General features: G+C 46.8%; 25 protein-coding genes and 1 other RNA gene. 18 read left to right on the top strand and 8 right to left on the bottom strand.

Annotation, left to right across the window (positions count from 1 at the left end):
- Window positions 1-22 precede the first annotated feature (22 nt).
- From menB to HCZ42_RS01480, 4 genes are all read left to right on the top strand, one after another.
- Entirely contained in the window at window positions 23-889 is an 867-nt protein-coding gene (gene menB / locus HCZ42_RS01495) for a 1,4-dihydroxy-2-naphthoyl-CoA synthase (protein WP_167419015.1), read from the top strand.
- Window positions 890-1001: 112 nt separating this feature from the next.
- Window positions 1002-1988: an o-succinylbenzoate synthase gene (menC, locus tag HCZ42_RS01490; RefSeq protein WP_167419014.1), complete on the top strand. Its 987-nt coding sequence runs from the start codon at window positions 1002-1004 to the stop codon at window positions 1986-1988.
- Window positions 1988-3355 (top strand): o-succinylbenzoate--CoA ligase, encoded by a 1368-nt coding sequence (menE, locus tag HCZ42_RS01485; RefSeq protein ID WP_167419013.1) that lies wholly within the window; start codon window positions 1988-1990, stop codon window positions 3353-3355. Before menC ends, menE begins: the two co-directional genes overlap by 1 nt.
- 97 nt (window positions 3356-3452) lie before the next feature.
- Window positions 3453-3626: a hypothetical protein gene (locus HCZ42_RS01480; protein WP_167419012.1), complete on the top strand. Its 174-nt coding sequence runs from the start codon at window positions 3453-3455 to the stop codon at window positions 3624-3626.
- Here HCZ42_RS01480 and HCZ42_RS01475 read toward each other — a convergent pair.
- From HCZ42_RS01475 to HCZ42_RS01465, 3 genes are all read right to left on the bottom strand, one after another.
- Window positions 3623-4546 (bottom strand): YeiH family protein, encoded by a 924-nt coding sequence (locus HCZ42_RS01475; protein WP_167419011.1) that lies wholly within the window; start codon window positions 4544-4546, stop codon window positions 3623-3625. The two genes, HCZ42_RS01480 and HCZ42_RS01475, sit on opposite strands and share 4 nt — an antisense overlap.
- 112 nt (window positions 4547-4658) lie before the next feature.
- The gene (locus tag HCZ42_RS01470) at window positions 4659-6530 is read right to left on the bottom strand and encodes an MFS transporter (RefSeq protein WP_167419010.1); all 1872 of its coding nucleotides are present in this window, start codon (window positions 6528-6530) and stop codon (window positions 4659-4661) included.
- A gap of 28 nt (window positions 6531-6558) precedes the next feature.
- Entirely contained in the window at window positions 6559-7149 is a 591-nt protein-coding gene (locus HCZ42_RS01465) for a TetR/AcrR family transcriptional regulator (protein ID WP_167419009.1), read from the bottom strand.
- Window positions 7150-7342: 193 nt separating this feature from the next.
- On the opposite strand from HCZ42_RS01465, the gene HCZ42_RS01460 reads away from it, so the two are divergent.
- Both HCZ42_RS01460 and HCZ42_RS01455 read left to right on the top strand, forming a co-directional pair.
- Window positions 7343-8218 (top strand): Tim44 domain-containing protein, encoded by an 876-nt coding sequence (locus HCZ42_RS01460; protein ID WP_167419008.1) that lies wholly within the window; start codon window positions 7343-7345, stop codon window positions 8216-8218.
- Between the two features lie 111 nt (window positions 8219-8329).
- The gene (locus HCZ42_RS01455) at window positions 8330-8650 is read left to right on the top strand and encodes a DUF1244 domain-containing protein (protein WP_167419007.1); all 321 of its coding nucleotides are present in this window, start codon (window positions 8330-8332) and stop codon (window positions 8648-8650) included.
- A gap of 79 nt (window positions 8651-8729) precedes the next feature.
- On the opposite strand, the gene HCZ42_RS01450 is transcribed toward HCZ42_RS01455, so the two are convergent.
- On the bottom strand, window positions 8730-9797 hold the full coding sequence (locus tag HCZ42_RS01450; protein ID WP_167419006.1) for a PLP-dependent cysteine synthase family protein: 1068 nt from the start codon (window positions 9795-9797) through the stop codon (window positions 8730-8732).
- A gap of 120 nt (window positions 9798-9917) precedes the next feature.
- On the opposite strand from HCZ42_RS01450, the gene HCZ42_RS01445 reads away from it, so the two are divergent.
- Window positions 9918-10391 (top strand): Lrp/AsnC family transcriptional regulator, encoded by a 474-nt coding sequence (locus HCZ42_RS01445; protein WP_175579349.1) that lies wholly within the window; start codon window positions 9918-9920, stop codon window positions 10389-10391.
- Window positions 10392-10412: 21 nt separating this feature from the next.
- On the opposite strand, the gene tesB is transcribed toward HCZ42_RS01445, so the two are convergent.
- Entirely contained in the window at window positions 10413-11273 is an 861-nt protein-coding gene (tesB, locus tag HCZ42_RS01440) for an acyl-CoA thioesterase II (protein WP_167419005.1), read from the bottom strand.
- Between the two features lie 208 nt (window positions 11274-11481).
- Between tesB and HCZ42_RS01435 the strand changes: the two genes are divergently transcribed.
- Window positions 11482-11907, top strand: coding sequence for a YbaY family lipoprotein (locus HCZ42_RS01435; protein WP_167419004.1), 426 nt, complete (start codon window positions 11482-11484; stop codon window positions 11905-11907).
- A gap of 33 nt (window positions 11908-11940) precedes the next feature.
- Here the strand turns inward: HCZ42_RS01435 and HCZ42_RS01430 are convergent, their stop codons facing one another.
- Entirely contained in the window at window positions 11941-12243 is a 303-nt protein-coding gene (locus HCZ42_RS01430) for an MGMT family protein (RefSeq protein ID WP_167419003.1), read from the bottom strand.
- Window positions 12244-12294: 51 nt separating this feature from the next.
- Here HCZ42_RS01430 and HCZ42_RS01425 point away from each other — a divergent pair, with 51 nt between their 5' ends.
- The 3 genes from HCZ42_RS01425 to HCZ42_RS01415 all read left to right on the top strand — a co-directional run bounded on the left by HCZ42_RS01425 (window position 12295) and on the right by HCZ42_RS01415 (window position 14306).
- Window positions 12295-13035, top strand: coding sequence for a hypothetical protein (locus tag HCZ42_RS01425; protein WP_167419002.1), 741 nt, complete (start codon window positions 12295-12297; stop codon window positions 13033-13035).
- Between the two features lie 179 nt (window positions 13036-13214).
- Window positions 13215-13311: signal recognition particle sRNA small type (gene ffs / locus HCZ42_RS01420), an RNA gene on the top strand.
- Window positions 13312-13583: 272 nt separating this feature from the next.
- Window positions 13584-14306: an NYN domain-containing protein gene (locus tag HCZ42_RS01415; protein WP_167419001.1), complete on the top strand. Its 723-nt coding sequence runs from the start codon at window positions 13584-13586 to the stop codon at window positions 14304-14306.
- A gap of 169 nt (window positions 14307-14475) precedes the next feature.
- Here the strand turns inward: HCZ42_RS01415 and HCZ42_RS01410 are convergent, their stop codons facing one another.
- Window positions 14476-14814, bottom strand: coding sequence for a cytosolic protein (locus tag HCZ42_RS01410; protein ID WP_167419000.1), 339 nt, complete (start codon window positions 14812-14814; stop codon window positions 14476-14478).
- A gap of 570 nt (window positions 14815-15384) precedes the next feature.
- Here HCZ42_RS01410 and HCZ42_RS01405 point away from each other — a divergent pair.
- From HCZ42_RS01405 to HCZ42_RS01380, 6 genes are read left to right on the top strand one after another with little or no spacing between them, the layout of a single operon-like run.
- Window positions 15385-15987, top strand: coding sequence for an ABC transporter permease (locus tag HCZ42_RS01405; RefSeq protein ID WP_439848979.1), 603 nt, complete (start codon window positions 15385-15387; stop codon window positions 15985-15987).
- Window positions 15988-16011: 24 nt separating this feature from the next.
- Window positions 16012-17181, top strand: a complete 1170-nt coding sequence (locus tag HCZ42_RS01400) for an ABC transporter ATP-binding protein (RefSeq protein WP_167418998.1) — start codon at window positions 16012-16014, stop codon at window positions 17179-17181.
- On the top strand, window positions 17178-17912 hold the full coding sequence (locus HCZ42_RS01395; protein ID WP_167418997.1) for an ABC transporter permease: 735 nt from the start codon (window positions 17178-17180) through the stop codon (window positions 17910-17912). The genes HCZ42_RS01400 and HCZ42_RS01395 overlap by 4 nt, the downstream gene beginning before the upstream one ends.
- A gap of 35 nt (window positions 17913-17947) precedes the next feature.
- Window positions 17948-18829: a glycine betaine ABC transporter substrate-binding protein gene (locus tag HCZ42_RS01390; protein ID WP_167418996.1), complete on the top strand. Its 882-nt coding sequence runs from the start codon at window positions 17948-17950 to the stop codon at window positions 18827-18829.
- 4 nt (window positions 18830-18833) lie between these two features.
- Window positions 18834-19670 (top strand): nitrilase-related carbon-nitrogen hydrolase, encoded by an 837-nt coding sequence (locus tag HCZ42_RS01385; protein ID WP_167418995.1) that lies wholly within the window; start codon window positions 18834-18836, stop codon window positions 19668-19670.
- Window positions 19671-19687: 17 nt separating this feature from the next.
- Window positions 19688-21034, top strand: a complete 1347-nt coding sequence (locus tag HCZ42_RS01380) for an MmgE/PrpD family protein (protein ID WP_167418994.1) — start codon at window positions 19688-19690, stop codon at window positions 21032-21034.
- A gap of 28 nt (window positions 21035-21062) precedes the next feature.
- Here the strand turns inward: HCZ42_RS01380 and HCZ42_RS01375 are convergent, their stop codons facing one another.
- The gene (locus HCZ42_RS01375) at window positions 21063-22019 is read right to left on the bottom strand and encodes a GlxA family transcriptional regulator (RefSeq protein ID WP_167418993.1); all 957 of its coding nucleotides are present in this window, start codon (window positions 22017-22019) and stop codon (window positions 21063-21065) included.
- Between the two features lie 154 nt (window positions 22020-22173).
- Between HCZ42_RS01375 and HCZ42_RS01370 the strand changes: the two genes are divergently transcribed.
- Window positions 22174-23067: an alpha/beta hydrolase gene (locus HCZ42_RS01370; protein ID WP_167418992.1), complete on the top strand. Its 894-nt coding sequence runs from the start codon at window positions 22174-22176 to the stop codon at window positions 23065-23067.
- Window positions 23068-23088 lie beyond the last annotated feature (21 nt).

Genomic DNA, 23088 nt, shown 5'->3' with positions numbered 1-23088 from the left:
AGAGAAACAAACAGGAATCACCATGTCAAAAACAGTCGGTATCTCAGAAGAAGAACTCTACGCTCCAGTTTACTGGAATGACTGCTCAGGTGAATATGAAGATATTCAGTACCACAAATCAGAAGATGGCATTGCGAAAATCACGATTGCACGCCCGCAAGTGCGTAATGCATTCCGCCCTCAAACCGTAAAAGAGATGATCAACGCTCTAGCAGACGCTCGTTATGATGAAGGCGTTGGCGTGATCATTCTGACAGGTTTAGGCGAAAAAGCATTCTGCTCCGGCGGCGATCAAAAAATCCGTGGCGATTACGGCGGCTACCAAGATGATTCAGGTACGCACCATCTAAACGTGTTGGATTTCCAACGCCAGATTCGTACTTGTCCAAAGCCTGTGATTGCTTCAGTTGCGGGTTGGGCTGTCGGTGGCGGTCACGTTCTGCATATGATGTGTGACCTAACGATCGCGGCTGAAAACGCGCAATTCGGCCAAACTGGTCCTAAAGTGGGCTCTTTTGACGGTGGCTGGGGCGCATCTTACATGGCGCGTATTGTCGGCCAGAAGAAAGCCCGCGAAATTTGGTTCCTATGCCGTTTCTACGACGCACAAGAAGCATTAGACATGGGGCTAGTCAATACCGTTGTGCCGCTAGAAGATCTAGAAAAAGAAACGGTACGTTGGTGTCGTGAAACGCTACAACACAGCCCAATGGCATTGCGTTGTCTTAAAGCGGCATTAAACGCGGACTGTGATGGCCAGGCGGGTCTGCAAGAGCTAGCGGGTAACGCGACGATGATGTTCTACATGACCGAAGAAGGCCAGGAAGGTCGCAACGCATTCAACGAGAAACGTCGTCCAGACTTTAATAAGTTCCCTCGTAACCCATAAAGCGTCGTCGTACGTATTCAATTTAGGCAGCAAGATGTGATTGCTGCCTGACATCGAATCCGTATTTGAATCAACGCTTGTTTTATCTAGATAACGGAAAGGGAATATTGGTATGAGATCTGCCAAACTGTATCGCTATGAGTTGCCGATGGACAGTGGCGTGATACTGCGTGAACAACGGTTGAAAGTTCGTGAGGGTTTCATCGTTGAGCTTGCACAAGATGGTCAACTAGGTAGAGGCGAAGTTGCTCCGCTGCCGGGGTTTAGTATTGAGTCGTTGGATGACGTCTACTCGCAGCTGGTTGAGCAATTGGCTAAGTGGCAGCGCGGTGAAGAATTAGCACTTGATGAGCTTTACCCATCAGTTGCCTTCGGTATTTCGATGGCTCAACTTGAACTGGATAACATCTTGCCACAAGAAGGTCGTTACCAAGCGGCGCCTCTTTGCTCTGGCGACCCAGATGAGCTATTACCTAAGCTCAATGCAATGCAAGGCGAGAAAGTCGCGAAGATCAAAGTCGGCCTGTACGAGCCAATCCGCGACGGCATGCTAGTCAATCTATTCTTAGAGTCCATTCCGGACCTATCGCTTCGCTTGGATGCAAACCGAGCTTGGACAGCGGAAAAAGCGCAACAGTTTGCCAAGAAAATTGCGCCGTCGTTGCGTCAACGTATTGCGTTCATTGAAGAGCCTTGCCAAGTGCCGGGAGACAGCTTCTCGTTTGCTATCAATACGGGGATTGCGATTGCTTGGGACGAAACACTGCAACATGCGATTCGTAAAGATGACTTTGTTCTGCAAGATCTTAACGGTGCTAAAGCGATCATCATCAAGCCGACACTGATTGGTTCAGTCGAGCGTTGTATCGCTTTGATGGAAAAAGCTAAGGCGCTGGGAATCAAAGCGATAATCAGCTCAAGTATTGAATCAAGTATAGGTCTGACTCAACTTGCCCGATTGGCTCAATGGCAGCTACCTGAAGAAGTTCCAGGGTTAGATACTGTTGGTTTGTTTGCTCAGCAGCTTGAAGTCGCATGGCCGGGTTGTGAACTGCCAGTAGCATCTTTAGCTGATCAGTCGCTGATTTGGCAGTGCTGATGACAAGTCAAGCTTCACCACTTAAAAAATGGGCTCAAGAGAGCCCATCTTTGTTAGCTCTATCGACTCCTGAGGGGCAATACACTTGGCAGCAGTTAGCGGCGAAAGTCGAGCGCGTTACCGCTTCTTTGCGTGCTCAAGGCATAGTAAAAAATCAGGTTCTGACTTGTGTTGGGAAGAACAGCGCGGAGTTAGTCTTTACTTATCTCGCCTGTATGGAAATTGGCGCCATATGTGCGCTGACAATGCCACAAACAAAAGCGGAATTGGAAACAAAACTCGAAGCGCTCTACGCAGAGGTGAATGCACGCAAATTGTGGTTAGTCCAACACAACGCCGTGCTTAGCGAATTTGCGACGATTCATTTCTCTGAACAATCCTCTAACCAAGCTGAATCCGATTACGACCCGAAGAACATTGCGTCCATCGTATTTACTTCTGGTTCAATGGGCGTGCCGAAAGCGGTCGCGCACACCAGTGAGCAACACCTTGCTTCCGCATCGGGCTTATTGGAGAAGTTTCGCTTTCAACAAGGAGAAACTTGGTTACTGAGCCTACCCATGTATCACGTGTCGGGGTTAGCGATCGTTTATCGCTGGCTACAAGCGGGCGCGAGCTTAAAAGTGGGTAGCGGTGAGCTACAAAAAGACATTTGCGGCGTTAGCCATGCTTCCTTGGTTGCAACGCAACTCAAGCGTTTGTTGGAAAGTAAGCAAACTCTATCACTCACGCATGTGTTGCTTGGTGGCAGTCATGTGCCTTTGGCACTCAGTCAGCAGGCGGCAGTACAAGGGATTGAAACTTGGCTGGGTTATGGCATGACGGAAGCGGCATCAACGGTGACCGCGAAACAAATCGACCAACATTACAGTGCTGGCAGCGTGCTGCCTAAACGTAAAGTAATGCTAAAAGGACAGCGTATCTTCATTGGCGGTGAAACACTGGCGTCAGGCTACTATTACCAAGGCCAAGTGACTCCATTGCTACAAGACGGTTGGTTTGACAGCAAAGACCTAGGTGAATGGGTTAACGACGAGCTGAAAATTATCGGCCGAGCGGACAACCTGTTTATCTCAGGCGGAGAGAACATCCATTGCGAAGAGATCGAAGCTGAGCTCAACAAGCACCCTGCGATCATTCAGTCTATTGTCGTGCCTGTTGAAGATGCCGAGTTTGGGCATCGCCCCGTTGCCGTCATCCAAACATGCAAAGAGCTATCGCAAACAGAGGTAGAAACCGCGCTTGGATCATTGACGCGATTCAAATGGCCAGTCGGTTATTATTCGATACCGGAAGCCTTGCTGGCAGAAGGGATAAAAGTGTCAAGAAGTAAAGTCGTGCATTGGCTAACATCCCAACTTAGTTAAATTTGCGATTTCATAGTCCAAAAGAGAATTTAACCTGCTTATAACTCTAATTCATAATGTTCTGGTTCAATTATGGATATGGGTATAAGACGAAGCGATGAAAGCAATATTGATTTTGGCGATTGTGCTTCAGGTGATTTTAGCGACGCAGAGCGAAGGATTAACACGCTCATTAGCTGAGCTGTCTGCATTTCTATTGGTGTTGGGGTTAGTGTTCAGCATAAAGAAAACGCGACACAAAAAGGCCGCGTTTGAACCAGAAGAGCTTTAACTCAGCGTCAGCCACACGAGTGAGAGCGTTGATATCGATACCCACAAACTCACGCCAAATATCAGCGGTTTAGCGCCTGCTGTTCTCAGTTTTTCGATAGAAATGCCGCAACCAATCAAGAACAAACACACCACCAGCATTCGCTTCGCGACATCGAAGATTCCTTGGTAAACCACCTCGAATTGTGGCAGTAAATCGCTAAACGCAATCGCAATACAGTAAAACAAAATGAAGTAGGGTATGGTGACTTTTTTGGACTCATTGCGGAACAAAAAGGCGCTAAATAGCGTAACCGGAATGATCCATAAAGCACGCGCCAGTTTAAGTGTGGTTGCCGTTGTGAGTGCTTCCTCACCGTAGGCAGAAGCTGCTCCAACCACTGATGAAGTGTCGTGAATCGCTATCGCCGCCCAAGTACCGAAAGTATGTTGGTCTAAATTCAGCGCATGGCCGATCACGGGGAAGATAAACAGCGCAATGGAATTCAGTACAAACACCGTTGCCAGCGAAAGGCCGATTTGCTCGTCACTGGCTTTGATTGCCGGCGATACGGCTGCAATTGCGCTACCGCCACAAATCGCCGTGCCTGCTGATATCAAATACCCGGTTTGCTTGTTCAATCCGATCGCTTTGGCTACCCACCAACCGACAATTAATGTGCCTAAAATTGTGACAATGATGATGCCAATCCCATCAGCTGTAACGGCTAACGCTTGTTGAAATTGGATGCCAAACCCTAAGCCAACAATCGAGTAAGCGAGCAGTTTTTTGGTGATTTTGGCGATGTTGAGATGCGTAGGAACAAAACCTAAAGAGGCAAGGAAAAAGCCAATAACCAGCGCGGTTGGTGAAGAAATAAAGGGAAACAGACAGACTACGAGTGCAAGCCAAAATGGAAATTGCTTTTTTAGGTTATTCATTATTGCAACAGCTTAATACCAGAAAAGGCCATAGTGTAGGCGACTTGGTTTGATAAAGATAATTGAATCAACTTAACACCTGTTCAGAAAATCTGAACAGGTGTTGATTTACTTAACGCCAATCACCGCGTAGCGTGGACACTTTTTCGTGCATTAATGTGGTGGTGGCGATATCTGGTGAAACGGGCTCGCCAGCTTCGATTTCTAGTTTAGACCAGAAACGTGTTGGCAAACCTTGACAGGCGCGACCTTTGTAACGGCTAAAGTAGCTTCCCCATAGACCTTTCAATGCCAGTGGAATGACAGGAACAGGGCTGCGTTTAAGGATGATATCCATTCCGCGCATAAATTCATTCATTTCGCCATCAGCCGTCAAGCGACCCTCTGGGAATATACACACGATATGGCCTTCCGCTAGCGCTTGCTCAACTTCATTGAACGCACGGCGAATAGAGTTACGATTGCTGGCCGAAATAGGGATCACCCCCGCACGTTTCAAGAAGCGACGTAATAGTGGCAGGTTGGCATAATCTTCTTCCATTACAAAACGAATCAGGCGTGGGCAAACTGCGGAAAGTAGCAGAGCATCCATATAGCTAACGTGATTACAAACTATCAGCGCGCCGCTTTTTTTCGGCAAGTAATGCAAGTTTTTGTGGTTCACTCGATACATGGTATGGGTTAATACCCAAACCAAGAAGCGGACGACAAAGATTGGTCGTTGCATAAATAAATACACCGCGACCATCAAGTTCAACGCTGCCAGCAGCATAAACAGCTGTGGGATTGTCATGCCGATCAGGCTCAGGCAGACAATGCCTAGTACAGCGCTGCCGACCATAAAAGATGAGTTGTAAATATTAAGTGCAGCGACAACTTGTGCTCGCTCGGACGGTTTCGCACGTTGCTGCATCAGTGCGTACAAAGGAACAATGAATATCCCACCAGAAGCGCCGAGCAATAATAAATAAGCAAATACTGACCATAAGGGTTGGTAAGCAATGAAATCAGCAAAGTTTTCAAATTTGGGCAACGTTTCAGGCACTGAGCTTGCCATTAGCCAACCAAAGATCGTAATACCTAGACTGCCGATGGGTACGATGCCGACTTCAATCCGATGGTTGGATAACTTGTCGCAAGCCAATGAACCGACGGCGATACCGACAGAAAACAGCGCCAGCAAGAACGACACTGCGCTTTCGCTACCGTTGAGGTAGACCTTGGTAAAGTTCGGAAACTGGGTAAGGTATGCCGCACCTAGAAACCAGAACCAACTGATCGCCATTAAGGATTGAAACGTGGTTCGGTCGGCTTTGGCGATAGCGATGGTTTGTTTCGTTTGTCGAATTGGCTGCCAGCGGAATTTAAGCTCTGGCGCTGCGGCTGGCGCTTCTGGAATCGAGCGGCTCGCAATATAACCCAATAGCGCAAATACAATCACCGAACCGGCTGCCCAATATTTCGCACTCTCGGCAGATGCAATTACACCCGCGCCTAAAGTGCCGAGTAAGATCGCGAGGAAGGTGCCGGTTTCGACTAGCGCGTTGCCAGAGACGAGCTCTTCTTGTTTCAACTGCTGAGGAAGCAGGGCGTATTTCACCGGGCCAAAAAATGCCGATTGTGTCCCCATCAAAAACAACAGCAACAATAGAATTAAGTAGCTCTCAGTGATAAAGCCAATCGCACCTAAACACATGATGCCGATTTCGGCCAACTTGACCTTGCGGATGAACCAAGACTTTTCGTATTTATCGGCGAGTACACCTGCTGAGGCTGAGAAAAGGAAAAAAGGTAAAATGAATAAGCCAGCAGCTAGGTTGATGAAGAGATTGCTTGAGACAGGAAGTAAACCCGCGCCAGCAAAAGCGACAAAGAGCAGAAGAACGTTTTTGAAAATATTGTCGTTAAATGCGCCGAAGAATTGAGTGATAAAGTAGGGCAGAAAACGTTTCTGCCCTAACAGAGAAGTTTGGCTGTTTGGCATGATTACCTAAATTCCTTACGGGCGTCGATTACCAGTTGGCGAGATAGTTGGTCAATAGGTTGTCAATCAGCTCTTTACCGTCGATAGGTAGTGAAGCGAAGAACTTGTCGTCGACACTCAGAAGCGTCACGCCATGAACACCAGACCAAAGTACGCGGCTTGCTTCCAATACTTCTACGTCAGTGCGCTCTGGTGCCAAGACTTTAAGCAAGTACTCAAGCATTCCCGTCATTCGATTGATTCGCTCTGCTTGCCATTCAGGTAACTGTTCACCGTTCATGTTGTGTTCGAAGATCAACTGCCAGCGGTATGGATTCTTATGAGCAAAGTCGTGGTAGCAGTAGGCGAGTTTAAATAACGCTGTTTTCGGGTCATCGTTTTCGCACACAGACGAGCGGGCCTCTGCAGAAAGTTCATCTAAGGTTTGTGCCACTGCGTGAAGCAATAACAAGTTGTAGTTGCCGAACACATTAACCAAAGTGCTTGGCACATAGCCAATCATGTTCGCGATTTTGCGCAAACTTAGGTCGTGGTATGAATTTTCTTTGAGGAACTCCTTCACCGTATCTAGGGTGAGGGCGATAAGTTCTTCTCTCGTATGATCGTTTCGTCTGGCCATGGTAATCAATATAAAATGAACAACGTTCAATATTCTATGAGTGACTCTCTGCACCGTCAACTTAGGCAAATGAGAAATTGCAATATTCTGATACAAGTGCACACGAGTAATTAGTTTGCTTAAGGTGAATGAACCATTATTATGAAAGTATAACTAGAATCTAACATCTCGAAAGAACCCTGAAAGGATAAATATGAAGCGATTGTTTTCACTTGTTGCTTTGCTAATGGTCTCTGTGGCGATCACGCCGATTGCAGAAGCGAAGAAGTTTGGTGGCGGTAAGTCATTTGGTAAGAGCTACAAGACGGCACCGGCACCTAAGCAGCAAACCCAAAATACCAGCACGGTTGGTAAGGATCAGACCGCAGGTGCTAAAAGTTCAAGTAAGAAAGGTCTAATGGGCGGCTTGTTAGGTGGTCTACTTGCTGGTGGCTTGTTGGCGGCTTTCTTCGGCGGCGCATTCGAAGGTATCCAATTTATGGATATCCTAATCCTTGGTCTACTGGCGTTCCTCATCTTCAAGCTTATGCGTGGGCTTCTCGGAGCAAAGCAGGGCAGTATGAACCAGCATCGTCAGCAGCCTGCATTCGGCGGTTCTGCACCTAAATTTGAACAACCAAATGTTCATAATTTCGAGCAACCTCAAAATAATGCACAAGGTGGTTTTGGTTTCGGTACTCAAACAGACGTTCCACACAACTACCCACCGGGTTTTGATCAAGCCGCATTTATCAACGGTTCGCGTGAGCACTACCGAATCCTGCAAGGCGCTTGGAACCATAACCAACTGAATACGATTGAAGAGTACGTTTCTCCAAGCTTGTTTGCTGATCTGCAAGCAGAGCGTGCGAAACTAGAAGGCGAGCAACACACTGACGTAATGTACGTAGATGCAGAAATCGTACGTGCAGATTACGATGCGTCTAAAGCTCAACTTAGCCTGCAGTTTAGCGGTCGCTACCGTGATGCGGTTGAAGGTATCGAAGAGAACATCGAAGATATCTGGCACTTGGAGCGTGACCTGACAACACCAAATGCACCATGGTTGATTGTTGGTATTCAAGGTTAAGATAAGCCGAAATGAAATAAACGCCTGAGCTGATGCTCGGGCGTTTTTGTATTGTTTCTATGTTCGTATACTTGGTAGTATTAAAACAAACAAGATAAAAAGGTAAGTAAAGTGGCTGAATTTAAATACAAAAATTTATCTCAGGAAGAACAAGACAAGTTAGATGCAGCGGTGTTCCGTCGTTTGCTTGCGCACTTAGACGACAACAAAGACGTGCAAAATATTGACCTGATGATTCTGGCTGGCTTCTGCCGTAACTGTTTCAGCAAATGGTACAAAGCGGAAGCTGACAGCCAAGGTTTGGAACTGGACATCGACGACGCGCGTGAACGTGTTTACGGCATGACTTACGATGAGTGGAAACAAAACCACCAGCCAGCAGCGACACCAGAGCAGTTAGCTGCATTTGAAGAGCGCCAAAACAAAAAATAACGCTGTATATAATAACGCCACCCACTTTGACTAAGTGGGTGGCGTTTTTTTCTAGCTGACGTTGCTATTTATTATCTCGTTAGGCGATATGACCTGTCGCTTCAAAGCCTTCTAACTTGGCTAAATAAGGTTGTAAGTCGCCAATGTTCTCTTTGACCCATTCTGGGTTGTAGTAGGTATCTAAGTAACGTTCACCACTATCGCATAACAATGTGACAATTGAGCCTGTTTCACCTTTCAATTTCATTTCACTGGCTAACTGCAACACACCATATAAGTTAGTACCCGTCGATGCGCCCACTTTACGGCCAAGAATTTTCTCTAACCAGTGCGCAGTCGCGACAGAGGCGGCATCTGGGATCTTGCGCATTTCGTCTATCACACCAGGAATAAAGCTTGGTTCGACACGTGGGCGACCAATACCTTCGATTTTACTGCCGCAGTCGCCGGTTAAATCCGCATTGCGAGATTGGAAGTAATCAAAGAATACTGAGTTATCTGGGTCCACCACGCACAATTTGGTGTCGTGTTTTTGATAACGGATAAAGCGCCCGATCGTTGCCGAGGTACCCCCTGTGCCAGGACTCATGACAATCCAAGTTGGTACTGGGTGATCTTCTAGCTCCATCTGACTGAAGATAGCGTTGGCGATGTTGTTATTTCCGCGCCAGTCGGTGGCTCGCTCCGCGTAAGTAAATTGGTCCATGTAATGGCCATTCAACTCGTCAGCGAGGCGTTTGGACTCTGCGTAGATTTGGTCTGAGCGGTCGACCAAATGTGCCTGACCACCATAAAATTCGATTTGTTCGATTTTCTTACGTGCGGTGCACTTTGGCATTACAGCAATAAATGGTAGACCTAACAAACGAGCAAAGTAGGCCTCAGAAACTGCGGTGCTACCAGAAGAGGATTCAATAATCGGTGTATTCGGTCCTACCCAGCCATTACAGATCGCGTATAAGAACAGTGAACGTGCTAAACGGTGTTTCAGCGAGCCTGTCGGGTGTGTACTTTCATCTTTGAGATAGATATCGATACCATCGACACTGGGTAGATCAAGTTTAATTAGGTGGGTATCGGCACTGCGCTGATAGTCCGCTTCAATCTTACGCACTGCGTCGTTAATCCAATTGTGGTCAGTACACATGGGTAGGGAACTCCTTAGAATTGTTATGCTGACAATGTAGCGCTTCACCTAGAGAAAAACTTTGCTATTTTTGCTTCGATTTGCTTTATTTGGAGAAAATATTTCTACGATATAAAAGATATGGAAATTGAACTTGATAAAATTGACCGAAAAATGCTCAATCTGTTGCAGCAAGACGGAACGCTCTCACTGAACGATTTAGCCGAAGCGGTCAACCTGACAACCACACCATGCTGGAAAAGACTGAAAAAGCTTGAAGAAGCAGGAGTGATTGAAAAACGCGTAGCGCTACTCAATCCTGAAAAGCTCGATTTGTCGTTTACCGCGTTTGTAATGATCAAGACCAGTGATCATTCCCATGAATGGTATAGCCACTTTGTTTCGACAGCGGCCGAGTTTCCCGAAGTGATGGAGTTTTATCGCATGGCGGGGGAATACGACTATATGATGAAGGTATTGGTCAAAGATATGCCGTGTTTTGACCGTTTTTATAAAAAGTTGGTGAACTCGGTTGCGGGCATTTCGAATGTGACTTCGACGTTTGCGATGGAACCATTGAAGTACACAACCGCGCTACCAATTGGCGGAGAGTAGTCCTCCGCCAATGGATATCGATTATTTGGTGAAGCGCATCACGCCTTCTTGAACCGCAGACGCTACTAAGTGGCCTTGGCGGTTGTAAATTTCACCGCGCACCAATCCGCGAGTATTACTCGCAGTTGGGCTATCGATAGCGTAAAGCAACCAGTCGTCCATCTTGAATGGGCGGTGGAACCAGATTGAGTGGTCGATCGTCGCGACCTGGAAGTTTGGTGTCATTAGCGACACGCCGTGAGGATGCAATGCTGTCACCAAAAATCCCCAATCAGAAGCGTAACCAAGCAGGTATTGATGGATCAATTGATTATCTGGCACCGCGCCGTTCGCTTTGATCCACAGATATTGCTTCGCTTCGGTCTTTTCTGGCTTGAGCGGATTAACCACATTCACAGGACGCATTTCAATTGGCTTTTCACCACAGAAAGTACGTTTGAGCTTTTCTGGCAGAACGTGCTCTATGCGCGCCGCTAAGTCAGATTCGGAAGCAAAATTCTCTGGTCCAGGAATATCTGGCATAGTGTTTTGATGCTCAAAACCTGGCGCTTCGCCATGATAAGAAGCGGTGAGGTAGAAAATTGGGCGACCATTTTGAATCGCTTTGACGCGGCGAGTACTGAAACTGCGGCCATCGCGAAGGTTTTCTACGTCATAGATGATCGGTTTTTCTGGATCCCCAGGGTAAAGGAAGTAGCTGTGAAATGAGTGAACGGTCCTGTCTGCGTCAACCGTGTAACGCGCAGCAGAAAGCGCTTGGCCAATCACCTGACCGCCGTACACTTGTGGCAAGCCTAAATTCTCACTTTGACCTCGAAACAGGCCTTCTTCTAGTTTTTCTAATTGCAGCAGATTTAACAGCTCGCTCAGTGCTTTACTCATTCATCCTCCCTAGCTTAGTTATTGTTCTGTTTAGCTCAATATGTCGAGTTATTCTACGTGGTTTAGCGATAATTTAAACATCTGTATAAGCGTAGTGTCATTAAACGTCTTGTAGGTAAAAAACCTGTCAACACTAGGTTGCCTGCAATGACATTTGCATATTCCCTACCTATAATCATTGTGAATTTAATGATTTAAGAGAGGCTTTATGAAAAAGGCACTAGCACTTGTAACGTCAGTTGTATTAGGCGCGGTTTTAATGGGTTGCCAAGCTTCAGAAGAGAAAGTTGAAGAAGTGAAAAATGACTCTATCACAGGTACGGTCGCGTACCGTGAGCGTATTGCTCTACCAGACAACGCGGTTGTTGAAGTGTCACTTCAAGACATCTCACTCGCAGATGCTCCAGCGAAAGTGATTTCAACCCATCGCTTCGAAACCAATGGTGCGCAAGTTCCTTTTGAGTTTTCATTAACGTATGACGCAAACAAAATTGAACCGCGTCACCGTTACAGCGTAAGTGCTCGTATCGAAGTTGACGGTAAGCTTCGCTTCATTACCGATATGAACTACGCGGTCATTACCGATGAGAACAACACGGACAACGTAAACCTACGTTTGATCTCTGTAAACTAATAAGCCGTCCTCAAGGTTTATTTATGATGGCAGCTACGGCTGCCATTTGTATTTTTTCAAGCTCACTTTGCCATCTCTCGTTACTTCGATGCCATCGGCGATCATTTCTTCTCTCTGTCTCACCAGATCTTCTCCTTTCAAAGAGATTCTTCCTTGACTGTTAATCACTCTAAACCAGGGCAATTGTGTTCCTTGGGGTAAGTTGCTTAGCGCCTTACCAACATGACGCGCATACCCTGGGTAGCCCGCAAGTTTGGCAATTTCACCGTAAGTTGTTACTTTTCCAGCTGGAATTTGGTGAATTACAGCAAAGATTTGCGCTAAAAACTGGTCCATAATGACGTTGTCCTAGTTCGAATTTTTCCATGGAAGGGATAAGGAGAGGGCATGGTATTTTCTACATTTCAGTTCTTAGTGACAACTCTACTCGCGGTGGTTTGTGCGCGAGCTATCAGCTTGAGCGAAGGTGATATTCCAATCCTCGCATTACTTATACCCGCATTGTGGGTACTTCCTCAAGGTGGGGTGAAAGGGCTTATCCTAATGGCCGCTATGGTGACCTACGGATTAACGCTGCCACATCAACCTATCGCGCTTTCTGTCAGCGTATGGATATTGTTCCCTTTGTTGATGGTGGTATTCTCAAGACGCAGTAGTATCGGTGTGCTGGCGGTAGCGGCATTGATCGTCGTAACGCTTCAAGTCGGCATCATGGTGACGCAATCTGGCGGAAAACTAGAAGGCGAACCTCTCGCGACGGTAGTGCAAACGCTGGCGGTGATGGTGATTTGGTGGACGGCTAACAAATGGCGAACGTCAAGCAAACACAGCTGGTGGGTGTTAGGGTTGATTCTTCCTCTATGGTTGGCTGACCTTTCTTATGCGGCGTTAGTGGCATTGTCGGTCACTGGGATTATCGCTTCGATGGAAAGCTTATCGCGGCTAAAAACATTTAAGTGGAGCAAGTTACTTTGTTGGACACTGCCGACGGTAGGTTTCGCCGCTTTGGTTGTTTCGCCAAACATCGATGTGCCTAATCCTGTGTTTGTTGTTTGGTTATGTTTACTCACCACGGCTTGGATGACGGATTACATCCTGAAAAGCGTCGAGGAAGAACAAGACGTATAAAAACAAAAGCGTAGCGGTGAGCGACGATGAATTATGCAAACGACCAAGTTCATGGTTACTCACTGAGCAGTTAAACCTAAAACGCGAGTTTTATTTGGTTTATCGCTTGAAATACTCACAGGGATGCTTGATAATCCTCCCACTCCTTAGCGATGCTAAGGAAAACGAATCTATGGAGGCCCTGGTCCTCCCGCAACAATAGCTCGTGAACTCGGTCAGGTCCGGAAGGAAGCAGCCGCAGCGAGTGACTTGTGTGCCGGGATGTGGCTGGGGCTTCCACCCATTTAAAAAGCCGCTTTTATTAGCGGCTTTTTGCTATCTGCCCCTCAGTTTTTCATATCGCATTGTTTTTTTAATAAGGTTGGCTCATGGGCTTAGTTACTTCGCCAATTGTGCAAGAGTCTATTGCACAAACGGGTCAACGCATTTGTGCCCCTTTTCTGTTTAGAGTTGTTACTCATAACATTTATGAATAACTCCCATTTGAACAAATATTACTAATGCCTATATAGTGCAACTAACTACATAAAAATGGTCACGCACGGATTATGGGCAACAGAAAAATCGCTGTATTGATTGATTCAGAAAACACTCCACACTCAAAGCTAAACCTGATTATTGAAGAGCTATCTAGTTTTGGGCAGATCATCGTTAAACGTGCATATGGTGATTTTTCTGCTGAACAACTAAAAAACTGGAAGCAGCCTCTAAATGAGCTAGCGATTCAAGCTAAACAGCAATTCGCTTATACGTCTGGAAAAAATTCGACAGACTCTTTAATGATTATTGACGCAATGGATCTCCTGTACAGCCAAAGGTTTGATGCTTTTGCTTTGATATCCAGTGATAGTGACTTTACAAGTCTTGCTACGAGATTAAGAGAGTCGGAGATACACGTCATCGGTGTTGGAAAAGCGACGACGCCGACCTCGTTTAAAAACGCTTGTGACGATTTTGTAGCTATAGAGAACTTAAACGCTGATGTTGATCTTGGGGAGGAACAATCAAGCTCTAATCAAGACGCAGAGCGAGAATTATGGCGATTAATGCATCAAGCTTGGCAGAACTATAGAGATGAATCGGGTTGGGCAAAACTAGGTGAAATTGGCAAATATTTAAAGAGATTGAAACCAGATTTTGACCCTCGAAATTACGGATTAAAGAAGTTGTCTGACTTTTTCGATAAGTATCCTACGCGCTATAAAACCCGTAACACTAAACGTTCTGGTATGGAGTTTCAGTTAATAACGAAGGCTAGCAAACAAAAATGATTTGCTGTCTTCACTGAGGTTCAAACGAATTTGGTAACTCAAAATTGTCTAGAACCTTCATAGGTATAATCTTTACCCGTGGCACTTTCTAGCTCAAAAAAGTCCCATTCCTTGCTAGTGATGCACCTCGCATGCTAATGGCAGCATTGCCTTTCTTATTGAATAACTTTCAGTCCATTCGTGTAATAAAGGTTTGATCATCATCCACAAAAGCTACAAAGCCGCCGTGATAGATAAACACCCGACCACGCCCCTCGACTAGGCATGCTAGCTGTGGGTTTAAATCTTCTTCGTTACCTTGGCTTTGAAACGTGCCAGTATCTGTGATCACGCCGCTGAGTGTTGGCAAATATCCATAAGCACGCTTGGCTTGATCAATCAGGTTCAAAGCGCTGTCGATAGAGAAGCAAGAGGGGATCTCACCAGCGTCTTCGATGAATATAGGTTTCAGTTCTTCAAAAGCTGTAATCACCAGCCAGTCGATGCCGTTAACATGATGGATAAACATAGATTTGCTCGATAATTTTGGTGCGAAGATTCTATCACTATCAGGTGCAGAGCGTAGTAGAAATTTAGTGGCTGGGGGCGGTAATTCTATTCCATTTCCTGACATTCACTAGACCAACTTTAAACACATTTCTGTCCAGAGACGTGTTGTGTAAGAAGATCGGCTAAGAAGGTTCAGCCCCAAACCTATATGGATTCCACGCATCCTGAATTCAGTAAAGTAGAAGGATATCTGAGAGCAACGAATTTTTTGATGTGACGTTACCAAAAGTGCACAAGGCTCGCTGATATCTCGAATTACGGATAATTTTCAACTACCGAAACCTACATCTTCAAGTTGAACAGGTATATGGTTCGTTCAACTTGACGCTGATTTGATCAACAACGCCAAGTTTAATTATTAATATTTCGTATTTCTATCTCAACGTGTCGCTATTTTACAACACTGTTAATAAAAAGTAGCGTAATTTGATCTCCTGTTAACTTGGTTGCGAATCACAGTTGGGGAGAGACCTACTTGGACTTACTAAATTTCACCATAGATAACTTAGCGCTGCTAGGTACGCTTACCATGGAGCACATCTCTTTGGTCGCTCTGGCTGTTGGGCTTGCCATCTTAACTGGCGTACCTATCGGCATTCTTATCACACAAAATGAGCGCATTGCGAAAGTGGTGCTTTACGTAGCGTCCATCATTATCACCATTCCTTCAATCGCACTGTTTGGTTTGATGATTCCTCTCTTATCGACCATTGGTCATGGGATTGGCTACGTGCCCGCCGTGATTACTGTACTGCTTTATTCTCAGCTGCCTATTATTCGCAACACTTATACCGCCATTCACAACGTAGAACCGTCACTCAGAGAGGCTGCTCGCGGCATCGGGATGACACCTTTTCAGCGTTTGAAAATGGTGGAAATTCCGTTGGCTATTCCGGTGATTATGGCGGGTGTGAGAACAGCAGTAGTAATGAATATTGGCGTTATGGCGATCGCCGCGTATATCGGAGCGGGAGGACTGGGCGTGTTTATCAGCCGTGGCATCTCGCAAAGTGATCCTCGACAACTGATCGTTGGTGCCATCGCCGTCAGCCTTCTGGCTATCATCACAGATTATGGATTGATTCGATTACAAAAAAGATTAACGCCACCGGGCCTCACCGCTGCTCGATAAAGGACAAATAATAGGGACATTCAAATGATCAAAATTGACAAGCTAACTAAAATTTTTGAAACACCTAATGGCCCGGTGACTGCCGTAGATCACATTGAGATGGAAGTTCCCAGTGGTGAAATTTGTGTGTTACTTGGCCCGTCTGGTTGTGGCAAAACCACCACGCTGAAAATGGTCAACCGAATTATTCCCGCGACATCGGGCAAGATCTATCTTGGTGGTGAAGATACCTCCGGTATGGATACGGTCACTCTGCGCCGCAACATCGGTTATGTTATTCAGCAAATTGGCTTATTTCCCAACATGACGATCAGCGAAAACATCGCGGTGGTTCCCAAGTTATTAGGGTGGGATAAGGCAAGGTACATGACGCGCGCCAAAGAGCTATTGGAGATGGTGGCTCTTGATCCTAGTATCTTCCTTAATCGTTATCCAAATGAGTTGTCTGGTGGACAGCAGCAACGAATTGGTGTTGCCCGAGCGCTAGCGGCGGATCCTCCGGTCATGCTGATGGATGAACCATTTGGCGCGATTGACCCGATCAACCGTGAAGTAATCCAGGATGAGTTCCTTAAAATGCAGCAAGAGCTCAACAAGACCATCATGTTTGTCAGTCATGACATTGATGAAGCAGTCAAAATGGCCGATAGAATTGCGATTTTCCGTGATGGTCACCTGGTTCAGTACGATACGCCTGACGATTTGCTTGCACACCCGAAAGATGATTTCGTGAAAAACTTTGTCGGAGATGATCGCGCACTTAAACGTCTTCGCTTAGTGACGGCTGAATCCGTCATGCAGACCACCTTCGCGTACGTGAAACCTAACGATACGCTTGCCGAGGCTCTAACCAAAATTGACGCGTATGGGTATCGCGACGCCGTGATATTAGTGAATGACCTACACCAACCTATTGGTTATGTGCCAAAAGCTACCGCAATCAATATGAAGGGGTACTGCGGCGAACATTATGTCGGTCTGAAAACGATAGCCCGAACCACGGATGATCTGCGTAAGGTGGCGTCTAAAATGTTCACGCACGACATTGTTTGGATGCCGTGTGTTGACGAGAATGGCCGCTTAGTGGGCGAAGTCACACAGCGCGGCATTACCCATTATCTAGGCGCAACTTATCAGCGCGATACCTCTCCTAGCCAGCCACAACCATTGCATCAGGCTAAGGAGGCATCGTGACCAACCAGCTAAAACAAACCTACTATTTCGTTTTATTGGCGTGTGTCTTTGCGTTGGGTGTTTATTTACAAGGCGCGGGCACGATCGATGATTTTCTTTACTATCAAGAAGACATTGTTTATTTGACGGTTCAGCACATTGAACTGGTGCTGCTGTCTGGTGGATTGGCGATCTTAATCGCGATTCCCGTCGGCGTATTGCTCAGCCGTCCTCGTTTTCAGAAAGTCGCAGAATCGGCGATGCAGGTTTTGAATGTGGGGACCACGATTCCTACTTTAGCTATTCTCGCGCTGGCAATGAGCTTTCTTGGCATTGGCACCGTGCCTGCGGTATTTGGACTGACGATTGCCTCGTTGTTGCCGATTGTCAGAAACACCTACATTGGACTGAAAGAAGTGCCTGCTCATTTAAAAGAAGCGGCGTCAGGCATTGGTATGACCGAGTTGCAAATGTTGTTTCAGGTTGAAATTCCTAATGCGCTGTTCGTCATTTTTGCCGGTATCCGAACGGCGTTAGCTGTCAACGTGGGCACCGTTCCACTGGCTTTCTTAATTGGTGGCGGTGGGTTAGGGGAGCTCATTTTTACCGGTATTGATCTGGATGAACCCATCATGATGCTGGCAGGCGCTATTCCTACAGCGATGCTGGCTATCGTTATCGACAGTGTGGTAGGAGCCGTTTCCTATGTCACTGTACCTAAAGGCTGTAACCCTATTAGAGCTAGACAATAACAATCCTAAAAATTGAACACAGACAGGAGTCAAACATGTTGAAGCAAATTACTCGCCGCTTGCTGGCCGTTGGTGTACTGCTTTCAAGTTTTCACGCATCTGCGGAAATCGTCGTAGGTGGTAAAAACTTTACAGAACAACAGCTTTTAACGGAGATTACATCTCAATATTTAACCAAAAAAGGCTACGACGTTGATAAGCGTTCGGGCATGGGCAGTGCGGTTTTGCGTAAAGCTCAAGAAAACGGCCAGATTGATCTTTATTGGGAATATACGGGCACATCACTGATCATTTACAACAAAGTCAAAGAAAAGCTCCCAGCAGAGCAAGTGTATCAACGCGTTAAGGAACTGGATGCGAAGAAAGGCCTAGTGTGGCTCAACCCTTCAAAGGCGAACAATACCTACGCGCTCGCTATGCGCAGTGACGATGCGAAGCAACGTGGCATCTCAACCTTATCCGACTTTGCCGAGCGAATGCGCCAAGAGCCGCCATTGACCATTGCTTTGAATGCAGAGTTCTATGCTCGAAAAGATGGCTTCCGACCTTTACAGAAAGCCTACAAATTCAAAGCTTCACGAGATCAAGTGAAACGTATGGATACGGGGTTAACTTATGATGCGCTAAAAGGGAAAGAAGTCGATGCTGCGCTCGTATTTGCAACAGATGGTCGTATCAAAGCATTCGGTTTTACCGTTTTAACGGATGACAAACAGTTCTTCCCTGATTATGCGATCACTCCTGTCGTTCGCCAAGAAACGCTAGATGCGAACCCAGAACTTGCCGAGCAAATGAACGCGCTTTCTGCGGCGATTGATGGCGATACGATGTCGACATTGAATCAACAAGTTGATGTTGAGCGACGTTCGATTTCAGAAGTCGCAAGCCAGTTCTTATCTGAGCATAACTTGGGGTAATACCATGGCTATCCTGCAAGTCAGTGTGGCCCAAATCAACGCCCAGTTAGGCGATGTGAATGCCAATCTGAATACTCATCAGGATTACATAAAGCAAGCTGCGGCCTTGGGGTCGCAGTTATTGCTGTTTCCTGAACTCTCCTTGACCGGATACCAGCTCCAATCCTCAGTGCGTGAAGTTGCCATGAAGCGTGATGATGCTCGGCTTAAAGAGCTTGCGCAACTTGCACCGCAGATGTCCGTGATTGTCGGCTTTGTTGAACAGGCTGCTCCGGGAGAGTACTACAACGCGATGGCTTGGTTGCTCGGTGGCACGGTGGTTGCTGTGCATCGCAAAGTTAATTTACCAACCTATGGTGGGCTTGAAGAAGGCAAGTGGTTTCATTCGGGAGACGCAACCACCAGTGTTTCTCTTGATGATAATTGGCGAGGCTCGGTTTTAATCTGTGCCGATTTGTGGAACCCACCTTTGGTTCATTGCGCGCTACTCGATAAGCCTGAAATCTTGCTCGCGCCGATCAACTCGGCCAGCAGTATTGTCAGTAAAGATTTTTCCAATGAAGACAACTGGCTGGTTAACGTTAAATTTTATGCGGTGCTCTACGGAACCCCAGTTTTGATGGCCAATCGTTACGGGACAGAGGGCGAAGCGTGGTTTTGGGGAGGAAGCTGTATTTTGTCTGCAACGGGTGAGCTATTGGCACAGGCAGAAGACGGTGAAACCTTGATAACTGCAACCTTGTCATTGGACGATATTGACAAAGCCAGATTCGAGCTGCCTACCGTGCGAGACAGCAATACACCATTGATCACAACGCTATTGTCGAAGGCAAAACGCTAAAACTGGAGCAATAGACGATGCAATCTATTCATCGATTCATTCACGAATTGACCTTTGAACAGCTTCCTGCTGACGTTATTGAACAGGCTAAATATTGTGTCTTGGATCTGTTAGGTGTCGCCGCAGCCGGTAAAGCGACGCAGTTGCAAAACATGGTAGCCAAACTCACGCAGAAGCAGTTTGCCGGTGATACGCCGATGCTGTTTTCTGATCACACGGCCAGTGGTTGTGGGTCGACTCTATATGGCGGCATGTTGATTGATAGTATGGACGCGCACGACGGCCAAGTGTTGACAAAAGGTCATGTTGGCGTCGCTGTTTTGCCGGGGCTGCTCGCCAGTATGCATGAGTCAGCGATCACGGGAGAAGAGTTATTAACGTCCCTCGTCATTGGCTACGAAATAGCAACTCGCGCCGGAATTGCTCTGCATCAAACCGCTTGTGATTACCATACTTCTGGTGCTTGGAATGCGTTGGGCGTCGCCGCGGTGTCTGCAAGAAGGAAAGGCTTAACGGATTCACAAACAGAGCACGCGCTCGGCATTGCCGAGTTTTATGGTCCGCGCAGCCAAATGATGCGTTGTATTGAACATCCAACCATGCTCAAAGACGGCTCTGGTTGGGGAGCGATGGCGGGTTTCGCCAGTGCAGAGCTAGCAGGAGAGGGCTTTACTGGCGCGCCAGCCGTAACTCTGCTGGGCCAACAAACTCATGCTTTGTGGGCAGATTTAGGGCAGCGCTGGTATATCCTGGAGCAATACGTTAAACCGTACCCGGTCTGTCGCTGGGCTCAACCCGCAGTTGAAGCAGTGAGAGCGCTGCAACAAGAAAATAAACTAGAACCTGATGAGGTTGAACTTATCGAAGTTCATAGCTTTCACCAGGCTGTGTGTCTGCATACCAAGCGTCCAGAGACAACCGAGCAGGCTCAGTACAGTTTGCCGTTTTCAGTCGCGAGTGCGGTCATGGATAATACGGTCACGGTAGAAGCCGTCACCAAAGGACTGAAACATCCGGCTCGCTTGGCACTTACGGAGCGGATGAGGTTAATTGAAGAGCCCGCTTACAATGATAAGTTTCCAGCTGAACGCTGGGCGTATGTCGTGGTGATGTTGAAAAATGGCGACAAACTGACTTCGCCTCCCTGTATTGCGCGAGGTAATCCTGAAAATCCTCTCAGTCGAGACGAGATGCGAAGTAAGTTTCGCACTTTGGCAGAGAAGGAATTGTCCGCTTCGCGCGTGTCAGCGATAGAAGAGGGTTGTTTGCAACTTGATAAAGCGAGTAAAGAGCAGGTGCTTGCTTGGCTATCACTGCTTTACCAAGGCACTTTGTCTGACAAGTCGTCTGAAACGTCAAGATGAGAGCGAACTTCTTTTCTTTTACTTAATCTTAAGCTAAACGTCGCTCCTCGCGCGGCGTTTTCTCATAGCGTTTTTTGTAGCAGCGAGCAAAATACGATGTAGAACTGAACCCACAAGCGGTGCTGATTTGGGTGATGGACAACATGGTTTGCAACAACAAATGTTGAGCGCGTTCTAAGCGCAATTGAAGGTAGTAATTGCCTGGTTTGTCTTGCAAGTATTGCAAAAATAACCTTTCCATCTGCCTGACCGATAACCCGACTTGCTTACCAATTTCATAGCACTTTAGCGGCTCTTCCATGTTAGCTTCCATGATCTCTACAGCGTCGAGCAGGCGCGGGTGGCGGATGTTGTGTTTACGAATTAATGACATGCGCTGTTTATCATGCGCCGGTCGAATCGCGGGGTGAATGCATTGCTCAGCTACTTGATTCGCCAAGTCACTCCCATGTTGGTTTGTAATTAAATGAAGCATCATATCCAAACCTGCTAAGCCGCCCGAACAAGTTGGTGTGCGTGGGTCGAATTCGTATAACTCACTGGTCACTTTAATGTTTGGAAACTCCTCTGCCAGACTGTTGGCGGACTCCCAATGCACCGTACACGTTTTGTTTTTTAATAGCCCAGCTTTTGCTAACAATACGCTGCCTGTCGAAGTCGAACCCACGGCGATACCTTGACGAAGCGCTTGCTTTAACCACTGATTCATCGAGCTACTTGCGGCAGCAACATGGGCGCCAATACCTGCTACAACCAGCAGCAAGTCTAAATGAGCAATGTTATTGACTGACTGTGTTGGCGAGAATGAAACGCCATTGCTGGCCGACACTTCTTTATCTTCGAATCCATAAATATCCCACTGATACAAATCGCAACCAGCGAGGCGATTGGCCATTCGAAGAGGTTCGATAACCGCCGAAAAAGAGAGCATCGAAAAATCAGGAATAAGGAAAAAACCAATGCGATACGTGTGTGTCGTTTTCATTCTCAGTGGTCACCAAGTGGGCAGTTCGTTTATGTCGTATTTCTGGATAAGAATGTCGTAATTGTTAAATTATTGCTATCGGAATTCGCACATGATGTGACTTAAGACAAGGAGTTCTTTGTCGAGCATACACATTCATTTGGACGAGATAATTATGATTGAACAAAAAGCCCCAGTAATTAGTGATGGTCTACGCCTTGATGGCGCTTTTTTTACTGACGAGAACGTTAACAACCCAGACTTACCGATCGTTATTGTCTGCTCAGGCTTTACTGGGCAAAAAAATATTCACCCAGAACGTTACGCGAGAGCCTTAACTGCGAAGGGCTTTACGGTATTCGGGTTTGACTACCGTGGCTTTGGTGAATCTGAGGGGATTCGTGAGCGAGTTATCCTGGATGAACAAGTACGAGACATCGCCAATGCAGTTGCGGTTGTGAAACAGCGCGCTAACGAGGAAGGACGTAAAGTCGTACTGGCTGGCTGGGGCATGGCAGGTGGATTAATCCTTGATGCTTACCGCGTTTGCCAAGATGCGATTGATGGCCTTATCTCCATGAATGGCTTTTATGATGCGGTACGTGTTCAGGTTGCTCAACGTGGCGAGCACGGTTGGAAAGCGTTCCGTCAATTTATGCTAGAAGAGCGTACACGTCTTGCTCTTGGTGGAGAAAAGCAGGGGATTGATCCGTTTGAAATCTACCCGCTTGATCCAGTAAGCCGCGAATATGTATTCACTGAACTGGTCAAAGCGCCGGGCTACGGCGTGACATCTGATCTGGATTTTGCGGACTCTCTAATCAATTTCAAACCGGAAGCTCTACTGGACGAGCGATTTGCAGACGCGCCAATCTTAATTGCTCACGGTGCAGAAAATGACCTTCACCCAGTGACCGAAGCAAAGTCGCTGTACGCGAAATACCCTGGGCCTAAATCTCTTTTCCTACTGCCGGAAGGTGGTCACACCGAGTGGATGTTGGACGACGACCCTAAGTTTATTCAGTTCTCTGGCGTGATCGCGAACTGGTTGAGTGAGAACTTCAGTTAAGTTTACAAGAGGTGCTTTCGT

The organism is Vibrio hepatarius (assembly GCF_011806575.1).
Lineage (GTDB): Bacteria > Pseudomonadota > Gammaproteobacteria > Enterobacterales > Vibrionaceae > Vibrio > Vibrio hepatarius_A.
This window is presented reverse-complemented; position numbering and strand designations above follow the sequence as displayed.

What these genes read in the sequence shown, in the direction of transcription:
- menB (WP_167419015.1), top strand. Translation starts at nt 23, where the DNA reads ATGTCAAAAACAGTCGGTATCTCAGAAGAAGAACTCTACGCTCCAGTT.
- menC (WP_167419014.1), top strand. Translation starts at nt 1,002, where the DNA reads ATGAGATCTGCCAAACTGTATCGCTATGAGTTGCCGATGGACAGTGGC.
- menE (WP_167419013.1), top strand. Translation starts at nt 1,988, where the DNA reads ATGACAAGTCAAGCTTCACCACTTAAAAAATGGGCTCAAGAGAGCCCA.
- HCZ42_RS01480 (WP_167419012.1), top strand. Translation starts at nt 3,453, where the DNA reads ATGAAAGCAATATTGATTTTGGCGATTGTGCTTCAGGTGATTTTAGCG.
- HCZ42_RS01475 (WP_167419011.1), bottom strand. Translation starts at nt 4,546, where the DNA reads ATGAATAACCTAAAAAAGCAATTTCCATTTTGGCTTGCACTCGTAGTC.
- HCZ42_RS01470 (WP_167419010.1), bottom strand. Translation starts at nt 6,530, where the DNA reads ATGCCAAACAGCCAAACTTCTCTGTTAGGGCAGAAACGTTTTCTGCCC.
- HCZ42_RS01465 (WP_167419009.1), bottom strand. Translation starts at nt 7,149, where the DNA reads ATGGCCAGACGAAACGATCATACGAGAGAAGAACTTATCGCCCTCACC.
- HCZ42_RS01460 (WP_167419008.1), top strand. Translation starts at nt 7,343, where the DNA reads ATGAAGCGATTGTTTTCACTTGTTGCTTTGCTAATGGTCTCTGTGGCG.
- HCZ42_RS01450 (WP_167419006.1), bottom strand. Translation starts at nt 9,797, where the DNA reads ATGTGTACTGACCACAATTGGATTAACGACGCAGTGCGTAAGATTGAA.
- HCZ42_RS01445 (WP_175579349.1), top strand. Translation starts at nt 9,918, where the DNA reads ATGGAAATTGAACTTGATAAAATTGACCGAAAAATGCTCAATCTGTTG.
- tesB (WP_167419005.1), bottom strand. Translation starts at nt 11,273, where the DNA reads ATGAGTAAAGCACTGAGCGAGCTGTTAAATCTGCTGCAATTAGAAAAA.
- HCZ42_RS01435 (WP_167419004.1), top strand. Translation starts at nt 11,482, where the DNA reads ATGAAAAAGGCACTAGCACTTGTAACGTCAGTTGTATTAGGCGCGGTT.
- HCZ42_RS01430 (WP_167419003.1), bottom strand. Translation starts at nt 12,243, where the DNA reads ATGGACCAGTTTTTAGCGCAAATCTTTGCTGTAATTCACCAAATTCCA.
- HCZ42_RS01425 (WP_167419002.1), top strand. Translation starts at nt 12,295, where the DNA reads ATGGTATTTTCTACATTTCAGTTCTTAGTGACAACTCTACTCGCGGTG.
- HCZ42_RS01415 (WP_167419001.1), top strand. Translation starts at nt 13,584, where the DNA reads ATGGGCAACAGAAAAATCGCTGTATTGATTGATTCAGAAAACACTCCA.
- HCZ42_RS01410 (WP_167419000.1), bottom strand. Translation starts at nt 14,814, where the DNA reads ATGTTTATCCATCATGTTAACGGCATCGACTGGCTGGTGATTACAGCT.
- HCZ42_RS01405 (WP_439848979.1), top strand. Translation starts at nt 15,385, where the DNA reads ATGGAGCACATCTCTTTGGTCGCTCTGGCTGTTGGGCTTGCCATCTTA.
- HCZ42_RS01400 (WP_167418998.1), top strand. Translation starts at nt 16,012, where the DNA reads ATGATCAAAATTGACAAGCTAACTAAAATTTTTGAAACACCTAATGGC.
- HCZ42_RS01390 (WP_167418996.1), top strand. Translation starts at nt 17,948, where the DNA reads ATGTTGAAGCAAATTACTCGCCGCTTGCTGGCCGTTGGTGTACTGCTT.
- HCZ42_RS01385 (WP_167418995.1), top strand. Translation starts at nt 18,834, where the DNA reads ATGGCTATCCTGCAAGTCAGTGTGGCCCAAATCAACGCCCAGTTAGGC.
- HCZ42_RS01380 (WP_167418994.1), top strand. Translation starts at nt 19,688, where the DNA reads ATGCAATCTATTCATCGATTCATTCACGAATTGACCTTTGAACAGCTT.
- HCZ42_RS01375 (WP_167418993.1), bottom strand. Translation starts at nt 22,019, where the DNA reads ATGAAAACGACACACACGTATCGCATTGGTTTTTTCCTTATTCCTGAT.
- HCZ42_RS01370 (WP_167418992.1), top strand. Translation starts at nt 22,174, where the DNA reads ATGATTGAACAAAAAGCCCCAGTAATTAGTGATGGTCTACGCCTTGAT.